The organism is Sandaracinobacteroides sp. (genome assembly GCF_057137845.1).
On the sequence record NZ_DBNHFX010000166.1, the window covers coordinates 14,268 to 36,689 of the forward strand.

At 66.0% G+C, this 22,422-nt stretch carries 21 protein-coding genes and 1 pseudogene; 11 read left to right on the top strand and 11 right to left on the bottom strand.

Annotation, left to right across the window (positions count from 1 at the left end; all coding sequences use genetic code 11):
- Positions 1 to 18 precede the first annotated feature (18 nt).
- Positions 19 to 450: a 3-hydroxyacyl-ACP dehydratase FabZ gene (fabZ, locus tag AC16JP_RS09440; protein ID WP_484340361.1), complete on the top strand. Its 432-nt coding sequence runs from the start codon at positions 19 to 21 to the stop codon at positions 448 to 450.
- A 3-nt stretch (positions 451 to 453) separates the two neighbouring features.
- Here fabZ and mobA read toward each other — a convergent pair whose 3' ends face one another.
- The 5 genes from mobA to AC16JP_RS09465 are packed head-to-tail and all read right to left on the bottom strand — an operon-like array spanning position 454 to position 6,435.
- Positions 454 to 975 carry a molybdenum cofactor guanylyltransferase gene (mobA, locus tag AC16JP_RS09445; protein ID WP_484340362.1) on the bottom strand — a complete coding sequence of 174 codons (522 nt, stop codon included), beginning with the start codon at positions 973 to 975 and terminating at the stop codon, positions 454 to 456.
- 9 nt (positions 976 to 984) lie between these two features.
- Entirely contained in the window at positions 985 to 2,145 is a 1,161-nt protein-coding gene (locus AC16JP_RS09450) for an isovaleryl-CoA dehydrogenase (protein WP_484340363.1), read from the bottom strand.
- 31 nt (positions 2,146 to 2,176) lie between these two features.
- Positions 2,177 to 4,081: an acetyl/propionyl/methylcrotonyl-CoA carboxylase subunit alpha gene (locus AC16JP_RS09455; protein ID WP_484340364.1), complete on the bottom strand. Its 1,905-nt coding sequence runs from the start codon at positions 4,079 to 4,081 to the stop codon at positions 2,177 to 2,179.
- The gene (locus tag AC16JP_RS09460) at positions 4,078 to 4,851 is read right to left on the bottom strand and encodes an enoyl-CoA hydratase-related protein (protein ID WP_484340365.1); all 774 of its coding nucleotides are present in this window, start codon (positions 4,849 to 4,851) and stop codon (positions 4,078 to 4,080) included. Before AC16JP_RS09460 ends, AC16JP_RS09455 begins: the two co-directional genes overlap by 4 nt.
- Positions 4,852 to 4,854: 3 nt before the next feature.
- Positions 4,855 to 6,435 carry a carboxyl transferase domain-containing protein gene (locus AC16JP_RS09465; protein ID WP_484340366.1) on the bottom strand — a complete coding sequence of 527 codons (1,581 nt, stop codon included), beginning with the start codon at positions 6,433 to 6,435 and terminating at the stop codon, positions 4,855 to 4,857.
- A gap of 147 nt (positions 6,436 to 6,582) precedes the next feature.
- On the opposite strand from AC16JP_RS09465, the gene rpmE reads away from it, so the two are divergent.
- A complete protein-coding gene (rpmE, locus tag AC16JP_RS09470; protein WP_484340367.1) occupies positions 6,583 to 6,813 on the top strand; it encodes a 50S ribosomal protein L31 in 231 nt (76 codons plus the stop codon).
- Between the two features lie 148 nt (positions 6,814 to 6,961).
- The gene (locus tag AC16JP_RS09475) at positions 6,962 to 8,437 is read left to right on the top strand and encodes an NAD(P)H-hydrate dehydratase (RefSeq protein WP_484340368.1); all 1,476 of its coding nucleotides are present in this window, start codon (positions 6,962 to 6,964) and stop codon (positions 8,435 to 8,437) included.
- On the opposite strand, the gene AC16JP_RS09480 is transcribed toward AC16JP_RS09475, so the two are convergent.
- Together AC16JP_RS09480 and AC16JP_RS09485 are read right to left on the bottom strand one after the other, a co-directional pair.
- Positions 8,425 to 8,991, bottom strand: a complete 567-nt coding sequence (locus AC16JP_RS09480) for a GGDEF domain-containing protein (RefSeq protein ID WP_484340369.1) — start codon at positions 8,989 to 8,991, stop codon at positions 8,425 to 8,427. The two genes, AC16JP_RS09475 and AC16JP_RS09480, sit on opposite strands and share 13 nt — an antisense overlap.
- Before the next feature lie 15 nt (positions 8,992 to 9,006).
- On the bottom strand, positions 9,007 to 9,549 hold the full coding sequence (locus AC16JP_RS09485; RefSeq protein WP_484340370.1) for an SH3 domain-containing protein: 543 nt from the start codon (positions 9,547 to 9,549) through the stop codon (positions 9,007 to 9,009).
- A 66-nt stretch (positions 9,550 to 9,615) separates the two neighbouring features.
- Between AC16JP_RS09485 and AC16JP_RS09490 the strand changes: the two genes are divergently transcribed.
- Both AC16JP_RS09490 and AC16JP_RS09495 read left to right on the top strand, forming a co-directional pair.
- Positions 9,616 to 10,620, top strand: a complete 1,005-nt coding sequence (locus AC16JP_RS09490; RefSeq protein WP_484340371.1) for a 2-hydroxyacid dehydrogenase — start codon at positions 9,616 to 9,618, stop codon at positions 10,618 to 10,620.
- A gap of 68 nt (positions 10,621 to 10,688) precedes the next feature.
- Entirely contained in the window at positions 10,689 to 13,127 is a 2,439-nt protein-coding gene (locus AC16JP_RS09495) for a patatin-like protein (protein ID WP_484340372.1), read from the top strand.
- Between the two features lie 12 nt (positions 13,128 to 13,139).
- Here the strand turns inward: AC16JP_RS09495 and queG are convergent, their stop codons facing one another.
- Positions 13,140 to 14,180 carry a tRNA epoxyqueuosine(34) reductase QueG gene (queG, locus tag AC16JP_RS09500; RefSeq protein WP_484340373.1) on the bottom strand — a complete coding sequence of 347 codons (1,041 nt, stop codon included), beginning with the start codon at positions 14,178 to 14,180 and terminating at the stop codon, positions 13,140 to 13,142.
- Positions 14,161 to 14,826: a glutathione S-transferase family protein gene (locus AC16JP_RS09505; RefSeq protein ID WP_484340374.1), complete on the bottom strand. Its 666-nt coding sequence runs from the start codon at positions 14,824 to 14,826 to the stop codon at positions 14,161 to 14,163. The genes queG and AC16JP_RS09505 overlap by 20 nt, the downstream gene beginning before the upstream one ends.
- 156 nt (positions 14,827 to 14,982) lie before the next feature.
- Here AC16JP_RS09505 and AC16JP_RS09510 point away from each other — a divergent pair, with 156 nt between their 5' ends.
- Complete coding sequence (locus tag AC16JP_RS09510) at positions 14,983 to 16,194, top strand: acyl-CoA dehydrogenase family protein (protein WP_484340375.1); 1,212 nt, start codon at positions 14,983 to 14,985, stop codon at positions 16,192 to 16,194.
- A 39-nt stretch (positions 16,195 to 16,233) separates the two neighbouring features.
- Positions 16,234 to 17,364, top strand: coding sequence for an acyl-CoA dehydrogenase family protein (locus tag AC16JP_RS09515; RefSeq protein WP_484340376.1), 1,131 nt, complete (start codon positions 16,234 to 16,236; stop codon positions 17,362 to 17,364).
- A 74-nt stretch (positions 17,365 to 17,438) separates the two neighbouring features.
- Here AC16JP_RS09515 and AC16JP_RS09520 read toward each other — a convergent pair whose 3' ends face one another.
- The gene (locus AC16JP_RS09520) at positions 17,439 to 19,238 is read right to left on the bottom strand and encodes a DUF885 domain-containing protein (protein WP_484340377.1); all 1,800 of its coding nucleotides are present in this window, start codon (positions 19,236 to 19,238) and stop codon (positions 17,439 to 17,441) included.
- A 129-nt stretch (positions 19,239 to 19,367) separates the two neighbouring features.
- Between AC16JP_RS09520 and AC16JP_RS09525 the strand changes: the two genes are divergently transcribed.
- Positions 19,368 to 20,324 (top strand): DUF6600 domain-containing protein, encoded by a 957-nt coding sequence (locus AC16JP_RS09525; protein WP_484340378.1) that lies wholly within the window; start codon positions 19,368 to 19,370, stop codon positions 20,322 to 20,324.
- Between the two features lie 4 nt (positions 20,325 to 20,328).
- On the opposite strand, the gene AC16JP_RS09530 is transcribed toward AC16JP_RS09525, so the two are convergent.
- A complete protein-coding gene (locus tag AC16JP_RS09530; RefSeq protein WP_484340379.1) occupies positions 20,329 to 21,474 on the bottom strand; it encodes an acyl-CoA dehydrogenase family protein in 1,146 nt (381 codons plus the stop codon).
- A 143-nt stretch (positions 21,475 to 21,617) separates the two neighbouring features.
- Here AC16JP_RS09530 and rpmH point away from each other — a divergent pair, with 143 nt between their 5' ends.
- The 3 genes and pseudogenes from rpmH to yidD all read left to right on the top strand — a co-directional run.
- Entirely contained in the window at positions 21,618 to 21,752 is a 135-nt protein-coding gene (rpmH, locus tag AC16JP_RS09535) for a 50S ribosomal protein L34 (RefSeq protein ID WP_484340380.1), read from the top strand.
- Between the two features lie 83 nt (positions 21,753 to 21,835).
- The gene (gene rnpA / locus AC16JP_RS09540; RefSeq protein WP_484340381.1) at positions 21,836 to 22,192 is read left to right on the top strand and encodes a ribonuclease P protein component; all 357 of its coding nucleotides are present in this window, start codon (positions 21,836 to 21,838) and stop codon (positions 22,190 to 22,192) included.
- A pseudogene (yidD, locus tag AC16JP_RS09545) lies at positions 22,189 to 22,413 on the top strand (membrane protein insertion efficiency factor YidD); the annotation flags it as partial. The gene rnpA and the pseudogene yidD, both read left to right, overlap by 4 nt.
- Positions 22,414 to 22,422: the final 9 nt, after the last annotated feature.

A 22,422-nucleotide genomic window follows, 5' to 3' on the forward strand; every position in this document is an offset into this window, starting at 1 on the left:
TCCGCCAAGGCATTTGATGTGGCAGGCGTGCTTGCGCGCCTGCCACATCGCTATCCGATGCTCCTCGTCGATCGTGTCGAAGAGCTGATCGAGGGCGAACGCATCGCCGCCATCAAGGCGGTGACGATCAACGAAGGCTTTTTTCAGGGCCATTTTCCGGGCAGGCCGATCATGCCGGGCGTCCTCATCGTCGAGGCGCTGGCACAGGCGGCAGGCGTCCTCGCGGTCGAGTCACTCGGGCTGGCTGGGTCGGGAAAGCTGGTCTATTTCATGGTGATCGAGGAAGCGAAGTTCCGCAAACCGGTCGAGCCCGGCTGCCTGTTGCGGCTGGAAAGCTGGTTCGTCCAGCGTCGTGCCAGCGTCTGCAAGTTCGAAGGCCGCGCGCTGGTCGACGGCGAGGTTGCGGCGCAGGTGAAGTTCACCGCAATGATTGCCGACCCTCCGGCCTGAAGATCAGCCGCCGGTTTCGGTGCAAAGATCGCCGGGGCGGTTGATGTTGCGAAACGGCGGCAACACAACTGCCCGCGCGCCGCTTTGTTCGACGAAACGGCGCGCCGGCAGCGCCCCCTCGGCCGACAGGGCCTGAACCAGCATCGGCGCAAGCGCCGTCGGCCACAGCCCGACCAGCCACTGCCCCTGCGCGACCGCCGGGCCGGGCGACAGGCGTTCCGCCAGATCATCGGGCAGGCCGAACACGTCGCACGGGGCCGACAGCACTGCATCGAAACCCTGTTGCCGGCCGTAGGAAAGTGCCGCCACCAACCCGCCCATCGGCCCGAGGCCGGGCGACGGCTGGTCGGCAAGCGCATGATGCCCGCCCCATTCCCGCCCGCAGACCACCAGCATGTCGCAGTCGCGCGACAGGGCGTCTGCCACATGCGCGATCAGCGGGCGGCCGTCGATCTCGGCGAGTGCCTTATCCGAACCGAACCGGCTGGCCGTTCCACCAGCAAGGATTGCGCCAAGCAACCGCACTGTGCCGCCTTATGCGGTTTCCGCGAACAGTTCGCGGCCGATCAGAAAGCGGCGGATTTCCGAGGTTCCGGCGCCGATCTCGTATAGCTTGGCATCACGCAGCAGCCTGCCGGTCGGATAGTCGTTGATATAGCCGTTGCCGCCCAGCGTCTGGATGGCCTCCAGCGCCATCCATGTCGCGCGTTCGGCGGAATAGAGGATAGCGCCCGCAGCATCCTTGCGCGCGGTTTCGCCGCGATCGCACGCCTGCGCAACGGCATAGACATAGGCGCGCGCCGTCGAGAGGGCGACATACATGTCGGCCATCTTGCCCTGCATCAACTGGAACTCGCCGATGGCCTTGCCGAACTGCCGCCGGTCGTGGACGTAGGGCAGCACCACGTCCATGCACGCCTGCATGATGCCCAGCGGGCCGCCGCACAGCACGACGCGTTCATAGTCGAGGCCGGACATCAGTACTTCGACGCCGCGACCTTCTTCGCCCAGCACATTCTCGAAGGGCACTTCGCAGTCCTCGAACAGCAGTTCCGCCGTATCCGAGCCGCGCATCCCCAGCTTATCGAGCTTTTGCGCGGAGGAAAATCCCTTCATGCCGCGCTCGATCAGGAACGCGGTAATGCCGCGCGGGCCGGCGTCGGGGTCGGTCCTGGCATAGACGACCAGCGTGTCGGCGTGCGGGGCGTTGGTGATCCAGAACTTGTTCCCATTCAGGACATAGCGGTCGTTGCGCTTTTCCGCCTTGGTGCGCATCGACACCACGTCCGACCCAGCGCCCGGCTCGGACATCGCAAGCGAGCCGACATGCTCGCCCGAGATCAGTTTGGGCAGATACCGGCTTTTCTGTTCGGCGTTTCCCCAGCGGGCGATCTGGTTGATGCAGAGGTTGGAATGCGCGCCATAGCTAAGCCCGACCGAGGCGGACGCCCGGCTGATTTCCTCGACGGCGACCACATGCGCGAGATAGCCCATCCCTGCGCCGCCATCGGCTTCGGGCACGGTGATGCCGTGCAGACCCAGCGCGCCGATCTTCGGCCACAGATCGCGGGGGAAGCTGTTGGTGCGGTCGATCTCGTCGGCGCGCGGGGCGATCTCGGCCTCGGCAAAGGCGCGCACGCTGTCGCGCAGCATTCCGATTTCCTCGCCATGGTGGAAGCGCAACTGGTTCAGCATGTCGTTCCTGTCCTGATCTGTGGTCTGGTGGTCAGTCTTCGTGTACGAGCGCCAGCAGCAGCGCGCCTTCGGCGACCTGCGCGCCCGCCTCGACGTTCAGTTGTTCGACCCGTCCGTCGAAGGGGGCGACGAGGCGGTGTTCCATCTTCATGGCTTCCAGCACCAGCAGCCGGTCTCCGGCGCTGACGCGGTCGCCTTCCTTCACGTGTACGCCGATCACCTTGCCCGGCATCGGGCTGACGATCTGCCCGTCTGACGGGCCTGCCGCACTGGCGCCCGACCACGCCGGGTTTTCCTTCAGCAAGCGCCATGATTCCCCCCTGAGCCGCGCCTCGATGCCGCCATCGACCGGCACCAGCACCGCCTGCCGATCGGGCGCCTGCTGCTCCCCGTCGACCTGTATGCCATTGTCGCCGACCGTGAAGCGGTGTTCCTGGCTGTCGGGCGTCCAGCAGGCGCCGTGGGTTGCGGCCGGAAGGTTCAGCCGGAACGCCGCGCCAAACCCTTGCGAAGCCGTTCCTCCGGCCAGATACTCGGCGACGGCTGCGATCACGCCCGGCGGGGCAGGGCGGGTGGCGAACAGATCGGCTTCGTGGGTGGCGATGAAACCGGTATCCACTTCTGCCGCGACGAAGGCCGGATGGGCCGCAAGCCGGGCCAGAAAGGCGCGGTTGGTGTGCACGCCTTCGACTTCGGTCCGGTCGAGCGCGCGCACCAGCCTTGCCAGTGCTTCCTCGCGCGTGGGGGCATGGGTGATCACCTTGGCGATCATCGGGTCGTAGTGGACGGTGATTTCCGCATCCTGGGCAACGCCGGTGTCGATCCGGGCGGCATCCGGGAACGCCAGCCGCGACAGCGTGCCGACCGATGGCAGGAAGCCTTTGTCGGGGTTTTCCGCATAAAGCCGTGCTTCGACGGCATGGCCGTTCAGGACGATCATGTCCTGGCCAAGCGGCAGCGGTTCGCCGCGTGCAACGCGGATCTGCCATTCGACCAGGTCGAGACCGGTGATGGCTTCGGTCACCGGATGCTCGACTTGCAGCCGGGTGTTCATTTCCATGAAATAGAACTTCGGGTCGCCCTGGTCGTCGAGGTCGTCCATATCCAGAATGAACTCGACGGTGCCGGCATTTTCATAGCCGATGGCGTGACCGGCGGTGACTGCGGCGATGCCCAGCACATGGCGCAGATGTTCCGACAGGCCGGGCGCCGGCGCTTCCTCGATCACCTTCTGGTGGCGCCGCTGCAACGAGCAGTCGCGCTCGTGCAGGTGGACGACATTGCCATGCTGATCGCCGAAGATCTGCACTTCGACGTGGCGGGGCCGGGTGATCAGCTTCTCCAGCATCACGCCGTCGTTGCCGAATGCCGCTGCCGCTTCGCGCTTGGCGGCCAGCAGCGCCTCGGTGAATTCGGCCTTGGCCGCCACCGGCCGCATGCCCTTGCCGCCGCCGCCTGCAACCGCCTTGATCAGCAGCGGATAGCCGATGATTTCGGCCATGCGCTCAAGGCGTGGCAGCGACTGGTCTTCGCCCATGTAGCCGGGCGTGATCGGCACGCCGGCTGCCTTCATCCTGGATTTGGCCGAATCTTTCAGGCCCATCACCCGGATCGCCTGTGCGGAAGGGCCGATGAACCTGAGGCCTGCATCACCGACTGCCTCGGCGAAGTCGGCGTTTTCCGACAGGAAGCCATAGCCCGGATGGATGGCGTCGGCCCCGGTCTGCCGGGCGGCTTCGAGGATGCGCTCGGGCAGCAGATAGCTTTCGCGCGCCGGTGCCGGGCCGATGGCGACTGCCTCGTCGGCCAGCGAAACGTGCAGCGCCCTTGCATCGGCTTCGGAATAGACGGCGACCGTCGCCACCCCCATCCGGCGCGCGGTGCGAATGATGCGGCAGGCGATTTCGCCCCGGTTGGCGATCAGGATCTTCTTCATGCGTTGGTCCAGTCTGGCCTGCGCTTTTCCAGGAACGCCGAAAGCCCTTCCCGGCCTTCGGCGCTGGAACGGCGTGCAGCGATGCGGTCGGCGGTGTCCGAGCGGAGCGAAAAGCTGACCGGGCGGTCGACGACATCGCGGACGAGGGCCTTGGCGTCGGCGATCGCGCCAGGCGCGCCCAGCAGCAGTTGCGCAACCCAATGTTCCACCTGTTCATCGGGGGTGTCGGTTGCGACGTGGGCAAGGCCCATCGCGACCGCCTGTTCGGCGTCGAAATCTTCGGCGGTCAGGAACCAGCGTCGTGCCTGCGCAGCGCCGATCTTGGCCACCACGAACGGCGAAATGGTGGCTGGCGTCAGGCCAAGCCGCACTTCCGAAAGCCGGAACCTCGCCCCGCGCTGCACCACCACCAGATCGGCACAGGCAACCAGGCCGACGCCGCCGCCGAACACATTGCCGTGCGCCACGCAGATCACCGGCTTCGGGCAGGTGTCGATCGTTGCCAGCATGTCCGACAGGCGGATGGCGTCGGCGCGGTTCTCGTCGTCGGAGAGGGTGGCGCAGGCGCGCATCCACTGCGCGTCGGCTCCGGCGCAAAAGCTTGGGCCTTCGCCTGAAAGCAGAATCGCCCGCACCGCGCGGTCGTCGGCGAGGGCGGCAAAGGCGCGGGTCAGTGCAAGGATGGTTTCGGCGTTGAAGGCGTTATGCTTGTCGGGCCGGTTCAGTGTCACGCGGGCGAGGCCGCGGCTGTCGGTGCTGGTGTCGACCATGTTCTACATCCTGAACAGGCCGAAACGGGTTTCGGCGATGGGGGCGTTCAAGGCGGCCGACAGGCTGAGGGCGATCACGCGGCGGGTGTCTTCCGGCGCGATGATGCCGTCGTCCCACAGGCGGGCGCTGGCGTAATAGGGGTTGCCCTGCCGTTCATACTGGTCGCGGATGGGGGCCTTGAAGGCTTCTTCCTCGCGCGGGTTGGCAAAGCCGCCGGATTTTACCGTCGCCAGCACGCTTGCCGCCTGCTCGCCACCCATCACGCTGATGCGCGCATTCGGCCACATCCACAGGAAGCGCGGCGAATAGGCCCGCCCGCACATGCCGTAGTTGCCGGCGCCGAAGCTGCCGCCGATCACCACGGTGATCTTCGGCACGCCGGCTGTCGCCACTGCCGTCACCAGCTTGGCGCCATGTTTGGCGATGCCTTCGTTTTCATAGGCGCGGCCAACCATGAAACCGGAAATATTCTGCAGGAACAATAGCGGGATCTTCCGCTGGCAGCACAGTTCGATGAAGTGCGCACCCTTCAGCGCCGATTCGGAAAACAGGATGCCGTTGTTGGCGATGATGCCGACCTGCACCCCTTCGATATGGGCAAACCCGGTCACCAGCGTTGCACCATAGAGCGGCTTGAATTCGTCGAACGCGGAACCGTCGACCAGCCGGGCGATGATTTCATGCACGTCGATCGGGTGGCGGGTATCGGTCGGCGCCAGTGCGTTCAGGTCCGTGGCGGCAAAGCGCGGTGGCCGCACTTTGGCGCGGGCCGGGGTTTCGCCTGCGGGAACGGTTGCAAGCGCTGCGCGCACCAGCGCCAGCGCATGCGCGTCATCATGGGCCAGATGATCGACGACGCCCGACAGCCGCGCATGCACGTCGCCGCCGCCAAGATCCTCGGCTGTCACTTCCTCGCCGGTGGCGGCCTTTACCAGCGGCGGGCCGCCCAGAAAGATCGTCCCCTGATTCTGCACGATGATCGACTGATCGGCCATCGCCGGCACATAGGCGCCGCCCGCCGTGCAACTGCCCATGACGGCGGCGATCTGCGCGATCCCCGCTGCACTGAGGTTCGCCTGATTGAAGAAGATCCACCCGAAATGTTCGCGATCGGGAAATACTTCGTCCTGGCGGGGCAGGTTGGCACCGCCCGAATCCACCAGATACACGCAGGGAAGCCGGTTCTGCGCGGCGATTTCCTGTGCCCGCAGGTGCTTTTTCACTGTCAGCGGATAATAGCTGCCGCCCTTCACCGTAGCGTCGTTGGCAAGAATCATCGCCAGCCTGCCAGAGACCTGGCCGATGCCGGCGATCAGGCCGGCGGCCGGCACGTCTTCGCCATATACCTCGTGGGCGGCGAACTGGCCGATTTCCAGAAAGGCGGTTCCGGGATCCAGCAGGCGCTCCACACGTTCGCGCGGCAGCAGTTTGCCGCGGGCAACATGGCGTGCGCGCGAAGCTTCCGGCCCGCCCAGCGCGATGGTGGCGGATCGTTCGTGCAGTTCGGCAACCAGTTCGGCCATGGCGGTACGGTTGGCGGCGCTTTCGCGATCGTCTGAGATGGCGGTTCCAATTATCGGCATAGTTGTATCCCTAGGCTGGATTCCAGCACCGGAAAAGCCCGGCGCAGGCCCGCCGATCGCCGCCCGGCCTTGCCATTCGCCGCGTTCGCCGGTATGCGCCCCCACTTTCCCGGCTGGTCGGAACCAGCCATTAGCAAGGATCGTTCGATGGCCAAGGCTGGCATTCACCCCGAATATCACACCATCAAGGTGCAGATGACCGACGGAACCGTCTTCGAAACCCGTTCCACCTGGGGCAAGGAAGGCGACACGCTGGCCCTCGACATCGACCCCAAGAGCCATCCCGCCTGGACCGGCGGCGCCGCCAAGCTTTCCGATGGCGGCCGCGTGGCCAAGTTCAACAAGCGCTTCGGCGGCCTTTCCGGCCTGAAGAAGTAACAAGTGTCGGGGCGCAGCGCCCCGCCTTCAGCTTCGGCAAACCAGACGCCCGGCCATAGTGCCGGGCGTTTTGCCGTGCGCCTGTTGCCGCCATGTGCACGGCAGTGCCGCCTTGCGCCGGCATGGCCTGCCGCCGTAACCGTGGGGCATGACCAGCCTACGCGCCATCCCGCCAGCGCAGCCGTTGCTGACTGCCGCCGCCATGCGCGAAGCCGAGCAGCGCTGGTTCGCCGCCGGAAATGACAGTTTTGCGCTGATGCAGGCCGCAGCCGCCTGCGTGGCCGACGAAGCAGCACGTATGGCGCCGACGGGCGGGCGGATACTGGTGCTGGCCGGCACCGGCAACAACGGCGGCGATGGCCATGTTGCCGCAGCATTGTTGCGGCAGCGCGGATATCGGGTGGCGGTTGCCGCAACGGGTGTGGGCCTGACTGGCGATGCCGCGCGTGCGGCTGCACTGTGGGATGGGCCTGTCGCCACCGACGAGGACTGGGGCAAGGCAGACCTGCTGATCGACGCTCTGTTCGGCACGGGCCTTTCCCGCCCGCTCGATGACAAGGCGGCCCGGATGGTGGCGCGCGTGAATGCTGCCGGGGTGCCGGTCCTTGCCGTCGATATGCCGTCGGGCATCGATGCCGACAACGGCGCGATCATGGGCTGCGCCGTGCGCGCCACGGCGACCATCAGCTTTCACGCAGCGAAGCCCGGCCATTTTCTGCTGCCTGGCAAGGCCCATGCAGGGCGGCTGACGGTGGCCGACATCGGCCTGCCGCCACCAGACACCCGGCTTTTCGCGAACGGCGCCGGGCTGTGGCGGCTGCCGCGCCCTGCGGCTGGCACCCACAAATATGCGCGCGGGGCGGCGCTGGTCTGGTCCGGGCCTGAGTTCATGACCGGTGCGTCCCGCATGGCGGCGTCTGCGGCGCTGCGCGTCGGGGCGGGGGCGGTCACGCTGGTTGGCGATCGCGATGCGCTGCGGGTGCATGCAGCGCATCTGACGGCGGTAATGCTGGCCCCGGCGGAACCGGATGGGTTCGGCGAACTGATGGCGGGCGCAAAGATCCGTGCCGGGTGCGTCGGGCCGGGGGGTGGACCGCAGTCGCGCGCGGCGGCCGTTGCTGCGTTGCAGGCGGGCCGGGCGCTGGTGCTGGACGCCGACGCCCTGACTGCGTTTGCCGACGACGCAGCGCATCTGGCCAGATTGATCGCCCGCCATGCGCGGCCGGTGGTGCTGACCCCGCACGACGGCGAATTCGCGCGCCTGTTTCCCGATATCACCGGCAACCGGCTGGAGCGCGCCGGCGAGGCCGCGCGCCGGACAGGCGCGACGGTGGTGCTGAAGGCGTCGGACGGCTGCATTGCCGCACCCGACGGCAGGGCGGTGATCGCCTGCAACACCGTGCCCTGGCTGGCGACCGCCGGGTCAGGCGATGTGCTGGCCGGGATGATCACCGGCCTGATGGCGCAGGGCATGGATGGCTTCGAGGCATCGGCGGCGGCATCCTGGCTGCACGGGGAGCTTGGATGCAGGCTAGGCGCCGGCCTGATCGCCGAGGATCTTGCGGGCACGGCGCTGCACGCGCTGCTGCACGACCTTGAAGTGATCGCGGATCAGTCTGCCTGATCGGCCGCCCGGCCATGCATCAGGCGTGATGCCGACGACCGGATTGCGGCTTCCAGCGTCGGCTCGCCGCTGGACTGGCCGGTGCGCGCGCCGATGTGCACCTTGCGGGGGCCTCCACCTGCCGACAGGTCGAACGCCATCGCCAGCGCCTGTTCGAACAGCCCCAACTGGATCCCGGCGCGGCCGGGTGGAACGGCGGCGATGAATTCGTCGCCGCCCCAGCGCACGATGAGGCCCGGCGGCGGCACTGCAGCCGCAAGCCGGGCGGCCACTTCGCGCAGCAGCGCATCGCCGACGATGTGGCCGAAGCTGTCATTCACGCCCTTGAAGCCGACCAGATCGACCAGCAGGATATCCGAACCGGCGGGCATGGTTGGCCAATGCGCCGCCAGTGCGCGCCGGTTGGGCAGGCCCGTCAGTTGGTCGTGGCGGGCTTCACAGGCCAGTTCGCGGATCTGGCGGCGCTGGCGCACGATGGTGAAGCCAAGCGCCAGCATCACCAGCGCAAGGATGGGCGTCAGGGTCGCCAGCAGCAGGACCGTTGCCGGGATCATCCAGCCGTGCCGGGTTCAGCCGATGGTTTCGGTCGGATAGATGCCGAAGGCCTGTTCGCGCAGGATGTAGCCAGAACGTCCCTCCCCCTCGACACGGCACCAGCGGTCGGCGCACATCGTCACGCGCATCACCACGCCCGGATCGGCGCGCAGCACCACCGGCGACGAAAGATCAGGGCGGGCGCGCAGTTCGCGGGTCTGGCGGGTGATCTGGATGGTGCGGTCGGTGGAAAGCATGGCGCGGTCCATCCAGCCTTCGGTGCCTTCGGAATCGCGCACCCGCCGCCAGACGTTCCATTCCGACAATATTTCAAGCGGCGTGCCCGGCCGCACGAACACCCAGGTGACAGGATATTGCTTGCCCGGCCCCGAGCGCAGATAGGCCTTGCCCGACCGGAGCGAGCCGAACCGTGGCACCGGCAGCCCGGAACGATATTTCAGCGCGTCCTTGCTGGTCGGCGTCGCGGCGGCATCTGCGGCTTGCTCCCCCTCTTGTTGGGCGAAGGAAGGGGTCGGCAGACACAGGCAGAGGGCGGAAAGGAAAGGCAGCGCACGCATGTCCAGCCTCCTGCCAAGGCAATGCGCCGCTTGCAAGACCTTGGCCCTCGCGCCTAGCATGAAGCCATGTCTGCAACGCGCTTCCAGAAATATGATCGCAAGGTCCGCGTGACCGTCACTCGCCGCCTGCCGCAGGCGGTCGAGACACGCATGGCCGAACTGTTCGACGTGTCGCTGAATCTTGGCGATGTTCCGCCGACGCGCGATGACCTGCTGGCGGCGGTCGCCACGGCGGATGTGCTGGTGCCGACCGTCACCGACCAGATCGACGCCGCGCTGCTGGATCATGCCGGCCCCGACCTTAAGCTGATCGCCAGTTTCGGCGCGGGCTATGATCATGTCGATCTGGCGGCGGCGCGGGCAAAGGGCATCACCGTCACCAATACGCCGGGCGTGCTGACCGAGGATACCGCCGATCTGGTGATGGCACTGATCCTTGCGGTTCCACGGCGGATGTCGGAAGGCGAAAAACTGGTGCGGGCCGGGAAATGGGGCGGCTGGAAGCCAACCGGAATGCTGGGCCACCGGATCGGCGGCAAGCGTCTGGGGATCGTCGGCATGGGCCGGATCGGTCAGGCGGTGGCGGCCCGCGCGCGCGCATTCGGGCTTTCGATCCACTATCACAACCGTAACCGGCTGCCGAAGGCGGTGGAACAGTCACTTGAAGCGACGTGGTGGCCGACGCTCGATGCCATGCTGGAGCGGGTGGACATTGTCAGCCTGAACTGCCCCGAAACTGCGGAAACCCACCACCTGATCAACGCCGAGCGGCTGCTGCGGATGCAGCGGCACGCCTATCTGATCAACGGCGCACGCGGCGCCCTGATCGACGAGGAGGCACTGATCGAGGCGCTGGCGCGCGGCGGCATCGCCGGCGCCGGGCTGGACGTGTTCGAGGCGGAACCGACCGTCCCGCCAAAGCTGATGAAGCTTCCGAACGTCGTGGTGCTGCCGCACATGGCGTCGGCCACGTTCGAAGGACGGCAGGCGATGGGCGAAAAGGTGATCGCGAACATCCGCGCCTTTTCCGACGGCCATCGCCCGCCGGACCAGATCCTGCCCGGAGTATGACCAGGTGCCGGGCATGACCCAGTGCGGACCGACGCGCAGCCCGGCGCCGAAGCTGCCGTAACCGGGGCATGATCCGCGAAAAGGAACTGCGGCTGGCGCTGGTCTGCTACGGCGGCGTCAGTCTGGCCGTGTATATGCACGGCATCACCAAGGAACTGTGGAAGCTGCTGCGTGCAAGCGAGGCGCGCAAGTCGGCCACACCGCTGGATGGCGACAGCGAAACCGTCTGGCACGACCTGCTGAGCGAAATCGCGGCCACCGCCGATCTGGCGATCATCTGCGATATTCTTGCCGGCGCATCGGCGGGCGGGCTGAATGCGGTGCTGCTTTCGAACGCGCTGACGCAGGGGCAGACGCTGGAGCCGCTGACCGACATGTGGCTGGACAAGGCCGACGTTGAAAACCTGCTCGATCCCGAAGCCCGCCCGCGCGGCGCATTCTGGAAGCGGCTGCGGCAGTTCTACAAGGAGCCGGTCGCATGGTTCGCGGCGCGGCATTCGGCCAGCCTCGCTTCTGTCGACGTGCCCGAGGTTCGCGCCGAAGTGACGCTGAAGCTGGCGCAGTTCGTGCGCAACCGCTGGTTCGAGCCGCCATTTTCCGGCGACGGCCTGACGACGATGCTGGACGAGGCGATGGACGCGATGGAGGCGGCGCCTGCCGGGCCTCCGCTATTGCCGCCGGCCCTGCCGCTGAGCCTGTTCGTCACCGTGACAGATTATCACGGCAGGCGGGTGGAACTGACGATCAATTCGCCGCCGGTCGTTACCGAGCGCGAACATCGGCGCATGTTCAGCTTCGAAAGCCCGGCGCTGACGATGATCCACGGGCCGATGCGGATGGCCGGAACCCCCGAGGACGCGCTGCCGCCACGCCGGCCGGTCGGCGATCGGCCGGCGCTGTTGCTGGCGGCGCGCGCGACGGCAAGCTTTCCGGGCGCCTTCCCGCCGGCGACGATCGGCGAAATCGACCGCAGGCTTGCGCGCGCGGGCCGCGACTGGCCCGGCCGCGCGGCCTTTGTTTCCAGCCAACTGAAGTCAGACCGCAAGCCTGAGGATGTGGCGCTGATCGACGGCAGCGTGCTGAACAACGCTCCGTTCGGACCGGCGATCGCTGCGATCCGCTTGCGCCCGGCACATCGCGAGGTGGACCGGCGTTTCGTCTATATCGATCCCAAACCCGGTGTCGGCGGCCCGACCGACATGTTCGACAACCGCGAGCCGGGGTTTTTCACCACCATTTTCCGCGCGATGGCCGATATTCCGCGCGAACAGCCGATCCGCGACAGCCTTGAGGAAATCGCCCATCTGGCGGCGCATTCGATAAGGATGCGTTCGGTGATCGACGCCATGCGCCCCGAGGTGGACGCAGCGATCCTGCAGGGCGTCGGCCTGCGCTTTTTCATGCTGCCGCCGACGGCCGAGCGGCTGGCGCAGGCGCGCTCGCGCATTCAGTCGCTTGCAGCGCGCGAAGCAGGCTTTGCCTTTGGCGCCTATGCCCAGTTGAAGCTGCAACTGGTGCTGGAAGAAGCCGCGCGGCTGGCGTCGCAGGCGGCGGGGCTGGACCATGACGAGGCCGGTCGCCTGCGCGACGGGCTGCTATTGGCTGCCCGCCGGCGCGACGCCTTCGCGCATGAATCGGCAATCGGCAATGCCTCCGACCGGAGCGGCTATGTCCGCCTGCTGAAGCAACTGGATATCGGTTTCCGGCTGCGCCGCCTGCGCTTCTTCATTCGCCACATGAATCTGGCAATTGCAGCATCCGACGACGAAGCCGAGCGACAGGCGGCCGAAGTGCTGAAGGCCGAACTGCATCGCGCCGTCGCCCCGTTCGAGGCGCACCGGGCCGGCCTGCACGAAGGGCTGGTGCCGCCGGTTCGCGAAGCCGCCCGCGCGTTGGTCGAGAGCCAGACCGACGACGACCGTGCCGAAGCGGGCGGCCTGCTGATCGACCGCATGGCGGCGGCGCTCGGGCTTTCCGACCTCGACGCCCATGCCGACCGGGTGCTGGTGGCGGCGGTGCAGGATCAGGGGTTCGACCGGGGCATGCGCCGGGCGCTGATCCGGGCGTGGCTGGGCTTCCCGTTCTTCGACATCGCGATCCTGCCGCTGGTCCGCGACGACGGCTTCGACGGTTTCGAGGAACTGAAGGTGGATCGGATATCGCCCGATGATGCGGTGGCATTGATGGAAGGCGGCACGCGCAACACGCTGAAGGGCTGGCAACTGAATGCCTTCGCCGCCTTCTTCAGCCGCGCCTACCGCGAAAACGACTATCTGTGGGGGAGGATTCATGCGGCCGAACGGCTGGTCGATATCGTCGCCTCGGCGGTGCCCGGCATGACGCTGGACACCCGTCACTGGAAGGGGCGGCTGTTCCGCGAAATCCTGATATCCGAAAGGCCGCGCCTGAAGCAGGTTTCGGCGCTGATCGACGACCTGGACACACGGGTGACGAACTGGGAGCGCGGCGCGCCGAACCCGCCGTGCGCCGAGCCTGAACGGCTGTAACGGGACGGAACCTCAGCTGCGCAGGCAGGAAAGCGCCCAGTGTGCGGCCTCTGCGACGACGGGGTCGGGGTCGTCGGTCAGCCGCTCGACATGCGGCACCAGTTCTGCAAGGCCGCTGTTTCCAGCCGCATAGAGGCAATTGCGCACGAAACGGTTGCGCCCCGTGCGCTTTATGGGCGACCCCGAAAACACCTCGCGAAACGCTGCGTCGTCGAGGGCAAGAAAGTCCGCCAGGCGTGGCGCGGTCAGTTCGGCGCGGGGCAGCAGGGCAGGGTCTGCGGGGTATCTGGCGTGGCTATTCCACGGGCATGCAGCCAGACAGTCGTCGCAGCCATAAACGCGGTTCCCCAAAAGCGGGCGCAGTTCCTCGTCGATCGGGCCTTTGTGCTCGATCGTGAGATAGGAAATGCAGCGGCGCGCATCGACCTTCCACGGCGCAACAATGGCGCCGGTCGGGCAGGAGTCGATGCAGGATGTGCAACTGCCGCAGCTTGCGGTGGTGCCGGGTTCGCGCAGCGGCGGAAGGTTTGCCGTTGTGTAGATGGCGCCCAGAAACAGCCAGCTTCCGGCCTTGCGGCTTAGCACGCAACTGTGTTTGCCCTGCCAGCCCAGCCCGGCTGCTTCGGCAAGCGGCTTTTCCATCACGGGCGCGGTATCGACGAACACCTTCACCTCGGCCGAAGTCTGCTCGACGAACCAGCGCGCCAGCGCCTTCAGCCGCGATTTCACCACGTCGTGATAGTCGCGCCCCTGCGCATAGACGGAAATCGTCGCACGATCGGGGCGGTTGATGTGCCGGTTCGCGCCAAGCGGCGGCGTGTAGGGAAAACCCAGTGCCATCACCGACTGCACTTCGGGCCAAAGCCCGGCCGGGCTTCCGCGCTGCCCGGCGCGTTCCTCCATCCACAGCATGTCGCCGTGGCGACCTTCGGCCAGCCAGTCCTCCAGCCGCCGGGCGGCAAGCGGTATGGCGTTTGCCGGTGCGATGCCGAAGGCGACGAACCCGAGTTCGGCCGCCTGCGCGGCGAGCTGCTCAGAAATCGAGCTTGTCATAGTCGGCAGGAGGGCGGATCCCTTCCATCCGGTCGGCGAGGATGGCGCGGAAACTGGGCCGTGATTTCAGCGCCGAATACCAGATTTTTGCCGCACCATGGCCGCCCCAGTCTATGCCGCCCAGATAATCTGCCACGGAAATCTGCGCGGCTGCCATGATGTCGGCGATGCCGAAGGTGGGACCGGCCAGCCAGCGGTTCTCGTCGAGGAGGTCGTCGATATATTGCAGGTGCAGTTCCGATGCGCGGTTGGCGTTCCGGATGGCGATGCCGTCGGGCATTTCGCGTGTGATGATGCGTTTGTACATGCGCTCGGCCAGAAGCGGCGCGGTAACTTCAGGGTAGAAGCGCTGGCCGAACCACTGGTTCAGGCGCCGGGCTTCGGCGCGTTCGGCAGCGCCGGCGCCGATCAGCGGCGGCCGCTCGACGGTTTCGTCCAGATACTCGACGATGGAGCTGCTGTCGCACAGGACCAGATCGCCGTTTTCGAGAACCGGGGTCTGGATGGCGGGGTTCAGGCTGGACAGCGTTTCCGGCCGTTCCCATGGGTGCGCCTGCACCAGTTCGGCGGGCACGCCCTTTTCGGCCATCGCGAAACGAACCGCGCGGCTGAACGGGCACAGGGGAAACTGGTAGAGGCGCCACATGCTGAGGTTCCTATTAGCGCAACATTCCGCTTGCGCCAGTGGCGGCTGGCATCGCTTGCCGGAACCTGCAAAAAAATGCTGCGGGGCGCGCCATATTGGCAGCTAGGAATGACCGGGAGCCGGTGGTAGCCGACACGAGCAACCAAGGAGAATTCGATGGATCTTGCGTTCAGTCCTGATGAAAACGCCTTCCGCGACGAAGTGCGTTCGTTCATCGCCGAAAACTATCCCGCCCACCTGCGCGATCTGCAAGAGCATGGCGAAGAACTGGGCCGCGACGACATGCTGGCCTGGCACCGCATTCTGGCGACAAAGGGCTGGGCGGCGCCTGCGTGGCCAAAGGAATATGGCGGTACCGGCTGGACCGCCACGCAGCGCTATATCTACTCGGAGGAATCGGCGCGCGGTGAAGTGATCCCGCCGCTTCCGTTCGGGATCAACATGGTCGGGCCGGTGATCTATACCTTCGGCACCCCCGAACAGAAGGCGCAGCACCTGCCGGGCATCCTGTCCGGCAATGTCTGGTGGTGTCAGGGCTATTCCGAACCGGGCGCCGGCTCGGACCTCGCATCGCTGCGCACGCGCGCGGAACGCGTGAAGGAAGCGGACGGCCGCGAATATTACATCGTCAACGGCCAGAAGACCTGGACGACGCTTGCCCAGCACGCCGACTGGGGCTTCTTCCTTGTCCGCACCGACACGGGCGCCAAGCAGCAGGAAGGCATTTCCTTCCTGCTGATCGACATGAAGACGCCGGGAATCACCGTGAAGCCGATCATCACGCTTGGCGGCGAGCACGAGGTGAACGAAGTCTGGCTGGATAATGTGAAGGTTCCCGTTGAAAACCGCGTGTACGAAGAAAACAAGGGCTGGACCTGCGCCAAGTTCCTGCTGGCGCATGAACGCACCGGAATCGCCGGCGTTGCGCGTTCGAAGCGCGGCATCGAGAAGCTGAAGGACATCGCCAGGGCCCAGCAGGACGGGAACGGACAGCCGCTGCTGTCGAACCCGTTCTTCCGCCGCAAGGTGGTGGAACTGGAAACCGATCTGTCGGCGCTGGAGTTCACGGAACTGCGCACCCTCGCCGGAGAGGCGTCGGGCAAGGGGCCGGGGCCGGAATCGTCGCTGTTGAAGGTGAAGGGAACGGAAATCCAGCAGCGCCTGACCGAGCTGGTGCTGGAAGCAGCCGGCAATTATGCCGCGCCCTACTTCCGCCAGTTCCCTGAAGGATCGAACGCATATCCGATCGGCCCGGACTTCGCCCAGCGCGCCGCCCCGAGCTATTTCAACATGCGCAAGACTTCGATCTACGGCGGCTCGAACGAAATCCAGCGCAACATCATCGCGAAAATGGTGCTCGGCCTCTGATCGCCGCCTGCATTCGCATCCAGTTCAACGGAGGACGATTTGGACTTCAATTTCTCTGAAACGCAGGGAATGCTGCGCGATACGCTGCGCCGCTACCTCGCTGACAACTACGACTTCGACAAGCGCGTCGCCATGCTTAAGCATGACGGCGGCCGTGATCCGGGTGTCTGGAAGGCGCTCGCCCAGGAGCTTGGCATTCTGGGTGCTGCGCTTCCCGAAGCCTATGGCGGCTTTGGCGGCGGGCCGATCGACACGATGGTGCTGATGGAAGAACTCGGCCGCGCCATCGCCGTCGAGCCGTATGTCCCGACCGTGGTGCTGGGCGCCGGCGCACTGGTTGCGACGGGCGGAGCACAGGCCGAAGCACTGGTTCCGGGCATCATTTCTGGCGATATTGTGGTTGGCGCCGGTTTCTATGAGCCGCAGGGCCGCTACAACCTTGCCGACCTGACGACGACGGCAAAGGCCGACGGCGCGGGGTGGACGCTGAACGGCCACAAGGCGGTCGTGGTTGCGGCGCCTTATGCGACGCACCTTCTGGTTTCTGCCCGCACCGGCGGCAGCCAGCGCGAAGCGGGCGGCGTGTCGCTGTTCCTCGTCGAGGCGAACGCCAGCGGTGTGGTCCGGCGCGACTATCCGTGCGTCGACGGCTACATGGCGAGCGAAGTGTATTTCGAGAATGCCAAGGTCGGCCCGGATGCCATGCTGGGCGCCGAAGGCGGGGCGCTGCCGCTGATCGAACAACTGGTCGATCATGCAGCGGTTGCGCAGTGCGCCGAGGCAACCGGCGCGATGCGCAAGCTGCATGAACTGACGCTGGACTACGCCAAGCAGCGCAAGCAGTTCGGCAAGGCGATCGGCGAGTTTCAGGTGATCCAGCACCGCCTCGTCGACATGTTCATGGAAGCGGAACAGGCCGCATCGATGACGTTGATGGGCACGCTGCGCCTCGATGACCCTGAGCGCAGGAAGTGGGTGAGCCAGGCCAAGGCCAAGATCAACAAGGGCGCGCGCGCTCTCGGCCAGTGGGCAGTGCAAACCCATGGTGGCATCGGCATCACGCAGGAACTGGCTGCAGGCCACTATTTCAAGCGGCTGACCATCATCGAAACCCAGTTCGGGGATTTCGATTATCACATGGGCCGTCTGGAAGCCGATCTGGCGGCCTGACACGCTGACAACCCGCAAGAAAAAGCCGCCCCGGACGAACCTGTCCGGGGCGGCTTTTTCGTTGTGGTGTGGCGTCAGCTCTTGGCGTTGGCGGATGCCGTTTCGTCGATCCAGCGCCGGACTTCCGATTCCAGCACCGCCAGTGGCACTGCGCCCATTCCCAGTATCAGGTCGTGGAACTGGCGCTGGTCGAACTTCTGGCCAAGCTTTGCCTCGGCTTCCGTACGCAGCTTGCGGATGGTGATTTCGCCAAGCTTGTAGGCAAGCGCCTGCCCCGGCCAACTGATGTAACGGTCTATCTCGTTGGTTATTTCAAGGTCTGAAAGGGCGGTATTGTCTTTCATGAACTGGATCGCGCGGTCGCGGGTCCAGCCATATTCGTGCATGCCGGTATCGACGACCAGCCGGGCCGCCCGCCACATTTCATAGCTCTCGCGGCCGAACTCCTCGTAGGGGGTTTCATAGATCCCCATCAGCTTGCCCAGCCATTCGGTGTAGAGGCCCCAGCCTTCGCCATAGCCGGAAAAATAGAGCTGCTTGCGGAAGTCCGGGCGCTCAGGGGCTTCCAGCGCCAAGGCCGCCTGAAAGCTGTGGCCTGGCGTGCATTCATGCAGCGTCAGCGCGGGCAGCGAATAGAGTGGGCGCGACGGCAGATCGTAGGTGTTCATCATGCAGTTTTCCAGCCCGCCCCGGCCGCTGGTGTAGATGGGCGCGATGTCGGCGGGCACGGCAACCAGCCCATGCCGGTAGCGCGGCAGCATGTTGAAAAAGTCTTTCAGGCGCCCGTTCGCCTTCATCACGACATAGGCCGAATTCGCCAGCAGTTCGTGCGGCGTTTTCGCATAGAATTGCGGGTCGGTTTTCAGGAAGGTGATGAATTCCTTCAGGCTGCCGTTGAACCCGGCTTCCTTCTTCGTTGCTTCCATGTCGGCCCGGATGCGGGCAACTTCCTTCAGCCCGATCTCGTGGATCTGCGCGGGTGTCAGGTCGGTCGTCGTGTAGGCGCGGACCTGCGAGGCATAGAATTGCCGGCCGGAAGGAAGCTCGGAGGCGCCGATCGTCGTCCGGGCGTTGGGAATATACTGGTTGCGGATGAAATCGAACAGCCGCGCATAGGCGGGCGCCGCCGTGTCGCGGATGACGGCCATTGCCTCAGCCTTCAGCCGCGCCTGTTCGTCGGCGGGAATATTGGCCGGCATCACCTTGAACGGGCCGAACAGCGGGTTTGCCTCGGACGTGGCGACGTAGGGTTCAAGCGTCCGGTCGCGGCCGACGAGCGTTGCCTTGGGGTTGCTGAAGCCACGCTTCAGACCTGCCTTCATGTTGGCGATGTTTTCGTCGAAATAGCGCGGCACGTCGCGCAGGCGGCTGATGTAGCGGCGATACTGGTCGGCGGTCGCGAAGCCCTTGCCGGGAAGCGGGCTTACCCAGCTCCAGAACGCGCTGTCGGCATTGAAGGGGATTTCATAGAGCTTCCAGCGAACTTCTTCGGCGTCGTTGTTCAGCATCGTGCGGAACACTGCGGCGTTGATACGTTCGGCGGGCGACAGTTGCTCGAAGGGGATGGTGTCGAGCTGCTTCAGCGCGTTTTCCCAATAGGCAAGCCGTGCCGCCTGCGATTTCGGATCGACGCGCGGCAGCCTGTCGCCGATCGATTCGGGACCGGTGCCGGGCAGGCGGCCTTCGTCGGCGCGGCGCCACTGATATTCGACGTCGTAAAGGGCCTTCAGCCGCTGGTCGGCGGTTGCGGCCGTGGCGGATGCCGCTTTCTGGGCCGTGGCGGATGCCGCCGCCTGGGCGTGCGCGATGCTGCCGGGGGCCGAACCCAGCAGCAGGGCCGCTGCGATTGCGGCCGAAAGGCGCCTGATTTCCATATCGTCTCCCGTCGTCTGGTGTTTCGCGCCATGCCTAGGTTCATTGGGCAAGGATTGGCAACAGTCGGCGCGCGATCCGTGGCAGGATCGTCAGCATCCGTTCAACATCGGTGTTGCAAAATGGACGGCATGAAACAGTATTGGATCGCGGTTGGTGCCGGCGCGCTGCTTGCCGGATGCGTGTCGCCCTACGGCTGGTCCGAGGCGCCGCTGGATGGCGGTTATGCCGGTTCCTATCCGGTGGGCTGGTGGGGCCGTGATGCTGGTTCGGTCGATGATTTCTATGGGCCGCTTTCGGGATACGGCCAGTGGGTCGTGTTCGGCAATTTCGGCCGCGTGTTCGTTCCGGCAGGGATTGCCGCCGGCTGGCAGCCCTATTCCATGGGTTATTGGCGCGATGACGTCCGGTATGGCCGGATGTGGATGTCGTCCGAGCCGTGGGGCTGGGCGACCTATCATTACGGGCGCTGGGGCCATGATGGCCGGATCGGCTGGTTCTGGGTGCCCGACACCCGCTTCGGGCCGGGCTGGGTGAACTGGGGTTCCAGCAACGGCTATGCAAGCTGGGCACCGATCCCGCCGCGCGGCTGGGAAAACCGCTGGCTGGGCGCTGGCGCCGGTTGGGTGACATTGCCGGGAAACTGGTCGGGCCGGCCCTATCCGGGCTATCGGCCGTCCTATCGCCCCGGCACCAGCCAACCGAACCCGCCGCCACGGCCCGGATGGCAGCGGCCCGACAGGCCCGGCCAGAATCACGGCCAGAATCAAGGCCAGAATCACGGCCATGTTCAGGGCCAGCATCCGGGGCAGGGCCATAATCAGGGTCAGGGCCATAATCAGGGTCAGGGCCAATGGCAGGGAAGGCCGAACTGGCAGGCGCCCGGTGGCAGCGGCGGTGGCAGTGGCATGGCGCCGGGCTATCGGCCGTCGACTGCCGGGCCGCGCCCTGTGCCGCCTGCCATATCCCGGCCTTCGATCCCGCCGCCATCGGCCGCCCCCATGCGCGAGCAGCGGCAGATGCAGACCGACCGCCCACGCAGCGAACCGCGCGGGCGCGACGTGCCGTCACGGGTGCAGGATCAGTAGCGCGTCAGTCCGCGCGGAGGAGTTCCCGTGCAGTGATCATGCGCATGACCTCGTTGGTGCCCTCGAGGATGCGATGCACGCGAAGGTCGCGCCACAGCTTCTCGATCGGAAAGTCCATCAGATAGCCATAGCCGCCGTGCAGTTGCAGCGCGCGGTCGACGACGGCCGATCCGGTGTCGGTCGCCATCCGTTTCGCCATCGCCGCGAATTTCGTGCGGTCGGGTGCGCCAGCCGTTACCTTCGCGGCAGCCAGATAGAGCAACGCGCGCGCCGCCTGCAACTCGGTCTCCATGTCGGCCAGCGTGAACTGCGTTGCCTGAAAATCGGCGATCGCCTTGCCGAACTGCCGGCGCTCGCGGACATAAGCCAGCGTTTCGTCGATGGCGCGCTGCGCCCCGCCCAGCGAACAGGCGCCGATATTGAGGCGGCCGCCGTCGAGGCCGGCCATTGCGATCCGGAAACCCTGGCCTTCCTCGCCGACCAGATTTTCCGCCGGCACCCGCACGCCGTCGAAATGCACCTGCGCCGTCGGCTGGCTGCGCCATCCAAGCTTGCGTTCATTCGCGCCGAAGCTGACGCCGGGCATGTCCTTTTCGATCACGAGGCAGGAAATGCCGCCCGCGCCCGTACCGCCCGTGCGCACCATCGTGACATAGATGTCGTTCACGCCGCCGCCGGATATGAACGCCTTCGATCCGGTGACGACATAATGGCCGCCATCCAGCGTTGCCGTCGTCTTCAGGGCGGCGGCGTCGGATCCGGCGCCCGGTTCCGTCAGGCAGTAGCTGGCGATGATGTCCATCGGCACAAGGCCCGGCAGATATTTGCGCTTCAGCCGGTCGCTGCCGAACCGGTCGATCATCCAGCTTGCCATGTTGTGGATCGAGATGAACGCCGAAGTCGATGGGCAGCCATAGGCCATCGCCTCCATGATGAGGGCGGACTCGAGCCGCCCCAGCCCGATCCCGCCGGATTCTTCCGACACATAGATCGAGGCGAATCCAAGTGCTGCCGCCTTGCGGACCACGTCGCGCGGGAACAGATGCTGTTCGTCCCACATGGCGGCGTTGGGCGTGATCTCGGCCTGGGTGAACCGACGGGCGGATTCGCGGATCGCCTGCTGATCCTCGGAGAGTTCGAACTGGGTCATGCGCCGACCGATAGCGCGAAACGGCGGAAATGTGCAGGGCTTCTGCCGCCGTTGACCTTTGGCAGCCGCTTGTTTATGAACCGCCGTCCCCGCGCCGGGACCTTTCGGTTTCCGGCACGATACCCCGTTTTCGAGGCAGAGTTATGAAGCGCACCTATCAACCGTCCAAGCTCGTTCGCGCGCGCCGTCATGGCTTCCGCTCCCGCATGGCGACCCCCGGTGGCCGCAAGGTGCTGGCCCGCCGTCGTGCGCGCGGCCGCAAGGTCCTCTCGGCCTGAGCCGAGTTTTCTCGGCCACGGCCGGGATTTCAGCGATGCCGGATGATATGAACGCGGCTGGCCATGCGCCGGCCGCGTGTCGTTTGGAGCCGCGTCGTTCGATTGGGCGAATCACCCGTCGCGCCGATTATCTGGCGGCCAATTCCGGCGTGCGTGTTGCGTTGCCGCCTTTCGTGCTGCTGCTGAAGCCTGCTGGGCATGAGCAGCCCCGTGTTGGTTTCACCGTCAGTCGCCGGGTCGGAAATGCGGTTGCCCGCAACCGCGCGCGGCGCAGGCTGCGGGAAGCCGCCCGGCAGATCATGCCGGAAATGGCGATCTCCGGCGCCGACCATGTGTTCATCGCCCGCGCGCTGCCGGACGAGCTTCCGTTCGAGGAACTGCTTTCCTTCATGCGAAAGGCGCTGGCAAAGGCCCGCCGCAAGCTGGGCGGCGCCCAATGAAACTGTCCGGGCTTCCGGCGCGCGGCGTCGCCTTGCTGTTCAGGCTCTGGCAGATCAGCTTTTCTGTCGTGCTGCCGCCAAGCTGCCGATTTTCGCCAAGCTGTTCCCATTACGGCATCGAGGCATTAAGGCGGCACGGATTGTTCGCCGGACTGTGGCTGACGGTCAGGCGGGTAGGGCGCTGCCACCCATGGGGAGGAAGCGGCCATGACCCGGTGCCACACGAGTTT

Bases quoted from the DNA above. Each gene is read 5' to 3' on its own strand.
- AC16JP_RS09450 (WP_484340363.1), bottom strand. From the start codon at position 2,145: ATGCTGAACCAGTTGCGCTTCCACCATGGCGAGGAAATCGGAATGCTG.
- AC16JP_RS09455 (WP_484340364.1), bottom strand. From the start codon at position 4,081: ATGAAGAAGATCCTGATCGCCAACCGGGGCGAAATCGCCTGCCGCATC.
- AC16JP_RS09460 (WP_484340365.1), bottom strand. From the start codon at position 4,851: ATGGTCGACACCAGCACCGACAGCCGCGGCCTCGCCCGCGTGACACTG.
- AC16JP_RS09465 (WP_484340366.1), bottom strand. From the start codon at position 6,435: ATGCCGATAATTGGAACCGCCATCTCAGACGATCGCGAAAGCGCCGCC.
- rpmE (WP_484340367.1), top strand. From the start codon at position 6,583: ATGGCCAAGGCTGGCATTCACCCCGAATATCACACCATCAAGGTGCAG.
- AC16JP_RS09475 (WP_484340368.1), top strand. From the start codon at position 6,962: ATGACCAGCCTACGCGCCATCCCGCCAGCGCAGCCGTTGCTGACTGCC.
- AC16JP_RS09480 (WP_484340369.1), bottom strand. From the start codon at position 8,991: ATGATCCCGGCAACGGTCCTGCTGCTGGCGACCCTGACGCCCATCCTT.
- AC16JP_RS09485 (WP_484340370.1), bottom strand. From the start codon at position 9,549: ATGCGTGCGCTGCCTTTCCTTTCCGCCCTCTGCCTGTGTCTGCCGACC.
- AC16JP_RS09490 (WP_484340371.1), top strand. From the start codon at position 9,616: ATGTCTGCAACGCGCTTCCAGAAATATGATCGCAAGGTCCGCGTGACC.
- AC16JP_RS09495 (WP_484340372.1), top strand. From the start codon at position 10,689: ATGATCCGCGAAAAGGAACTGCGGCTGGCGCTGGTCTGCTACGGCGGC.
- queG (WP_484340373.1), bottom strand. From the start codon at position 14,180: ATGACAAGCTCGATTTCTGAGCAGCTCGCCGCGCAGGCGGCCGAACTC.
- AC16JP_RS09505 (WP_484340374.1), bottom strand. From the start codon at position 14,826: ATGTGGCGCCTCTACCAGTTTCCCCTGTGCCCGTTCAGCCGCGCGGTT.
- AC16JP_RS09510 (WP_484340375.1), top strand. From the start codon at position 14,983: ATGGATCTTGCGTTCAGTCCTGATGAAAACGCCTTCCGCGACGAAGTG.
- AC16JP_RS09520 (WP_484340377.1), bottom strand. From the start codon at position 19,238: ATGGAAATCAGGCGCCTTTCGGCCGCAATCGCAGCGGCCCTGCTGCTG.
- AC16JP_RS09525 (WP_484340378.1), top strand. From the start codon at position 19,368: ATGAAACAGTATTGGATCGCGGTTGGTGCCGGCGCGCTGCTTGCCGGA.
- AC16JP_RS09530 (WP_484340379.1), bottom strand. From the start codon at position 21,474: ATGACCCAGTTCGAACTCTCCGAGGATCAGCAGGCGATCCGCGAATCC.
- rpmH (WP_484340380.1), top strand. From the start codon at position 21,618: ATGAAGCGCACCTATCAACCGTCCAAGCTCGTTCGCGCGCGCCGTCAT.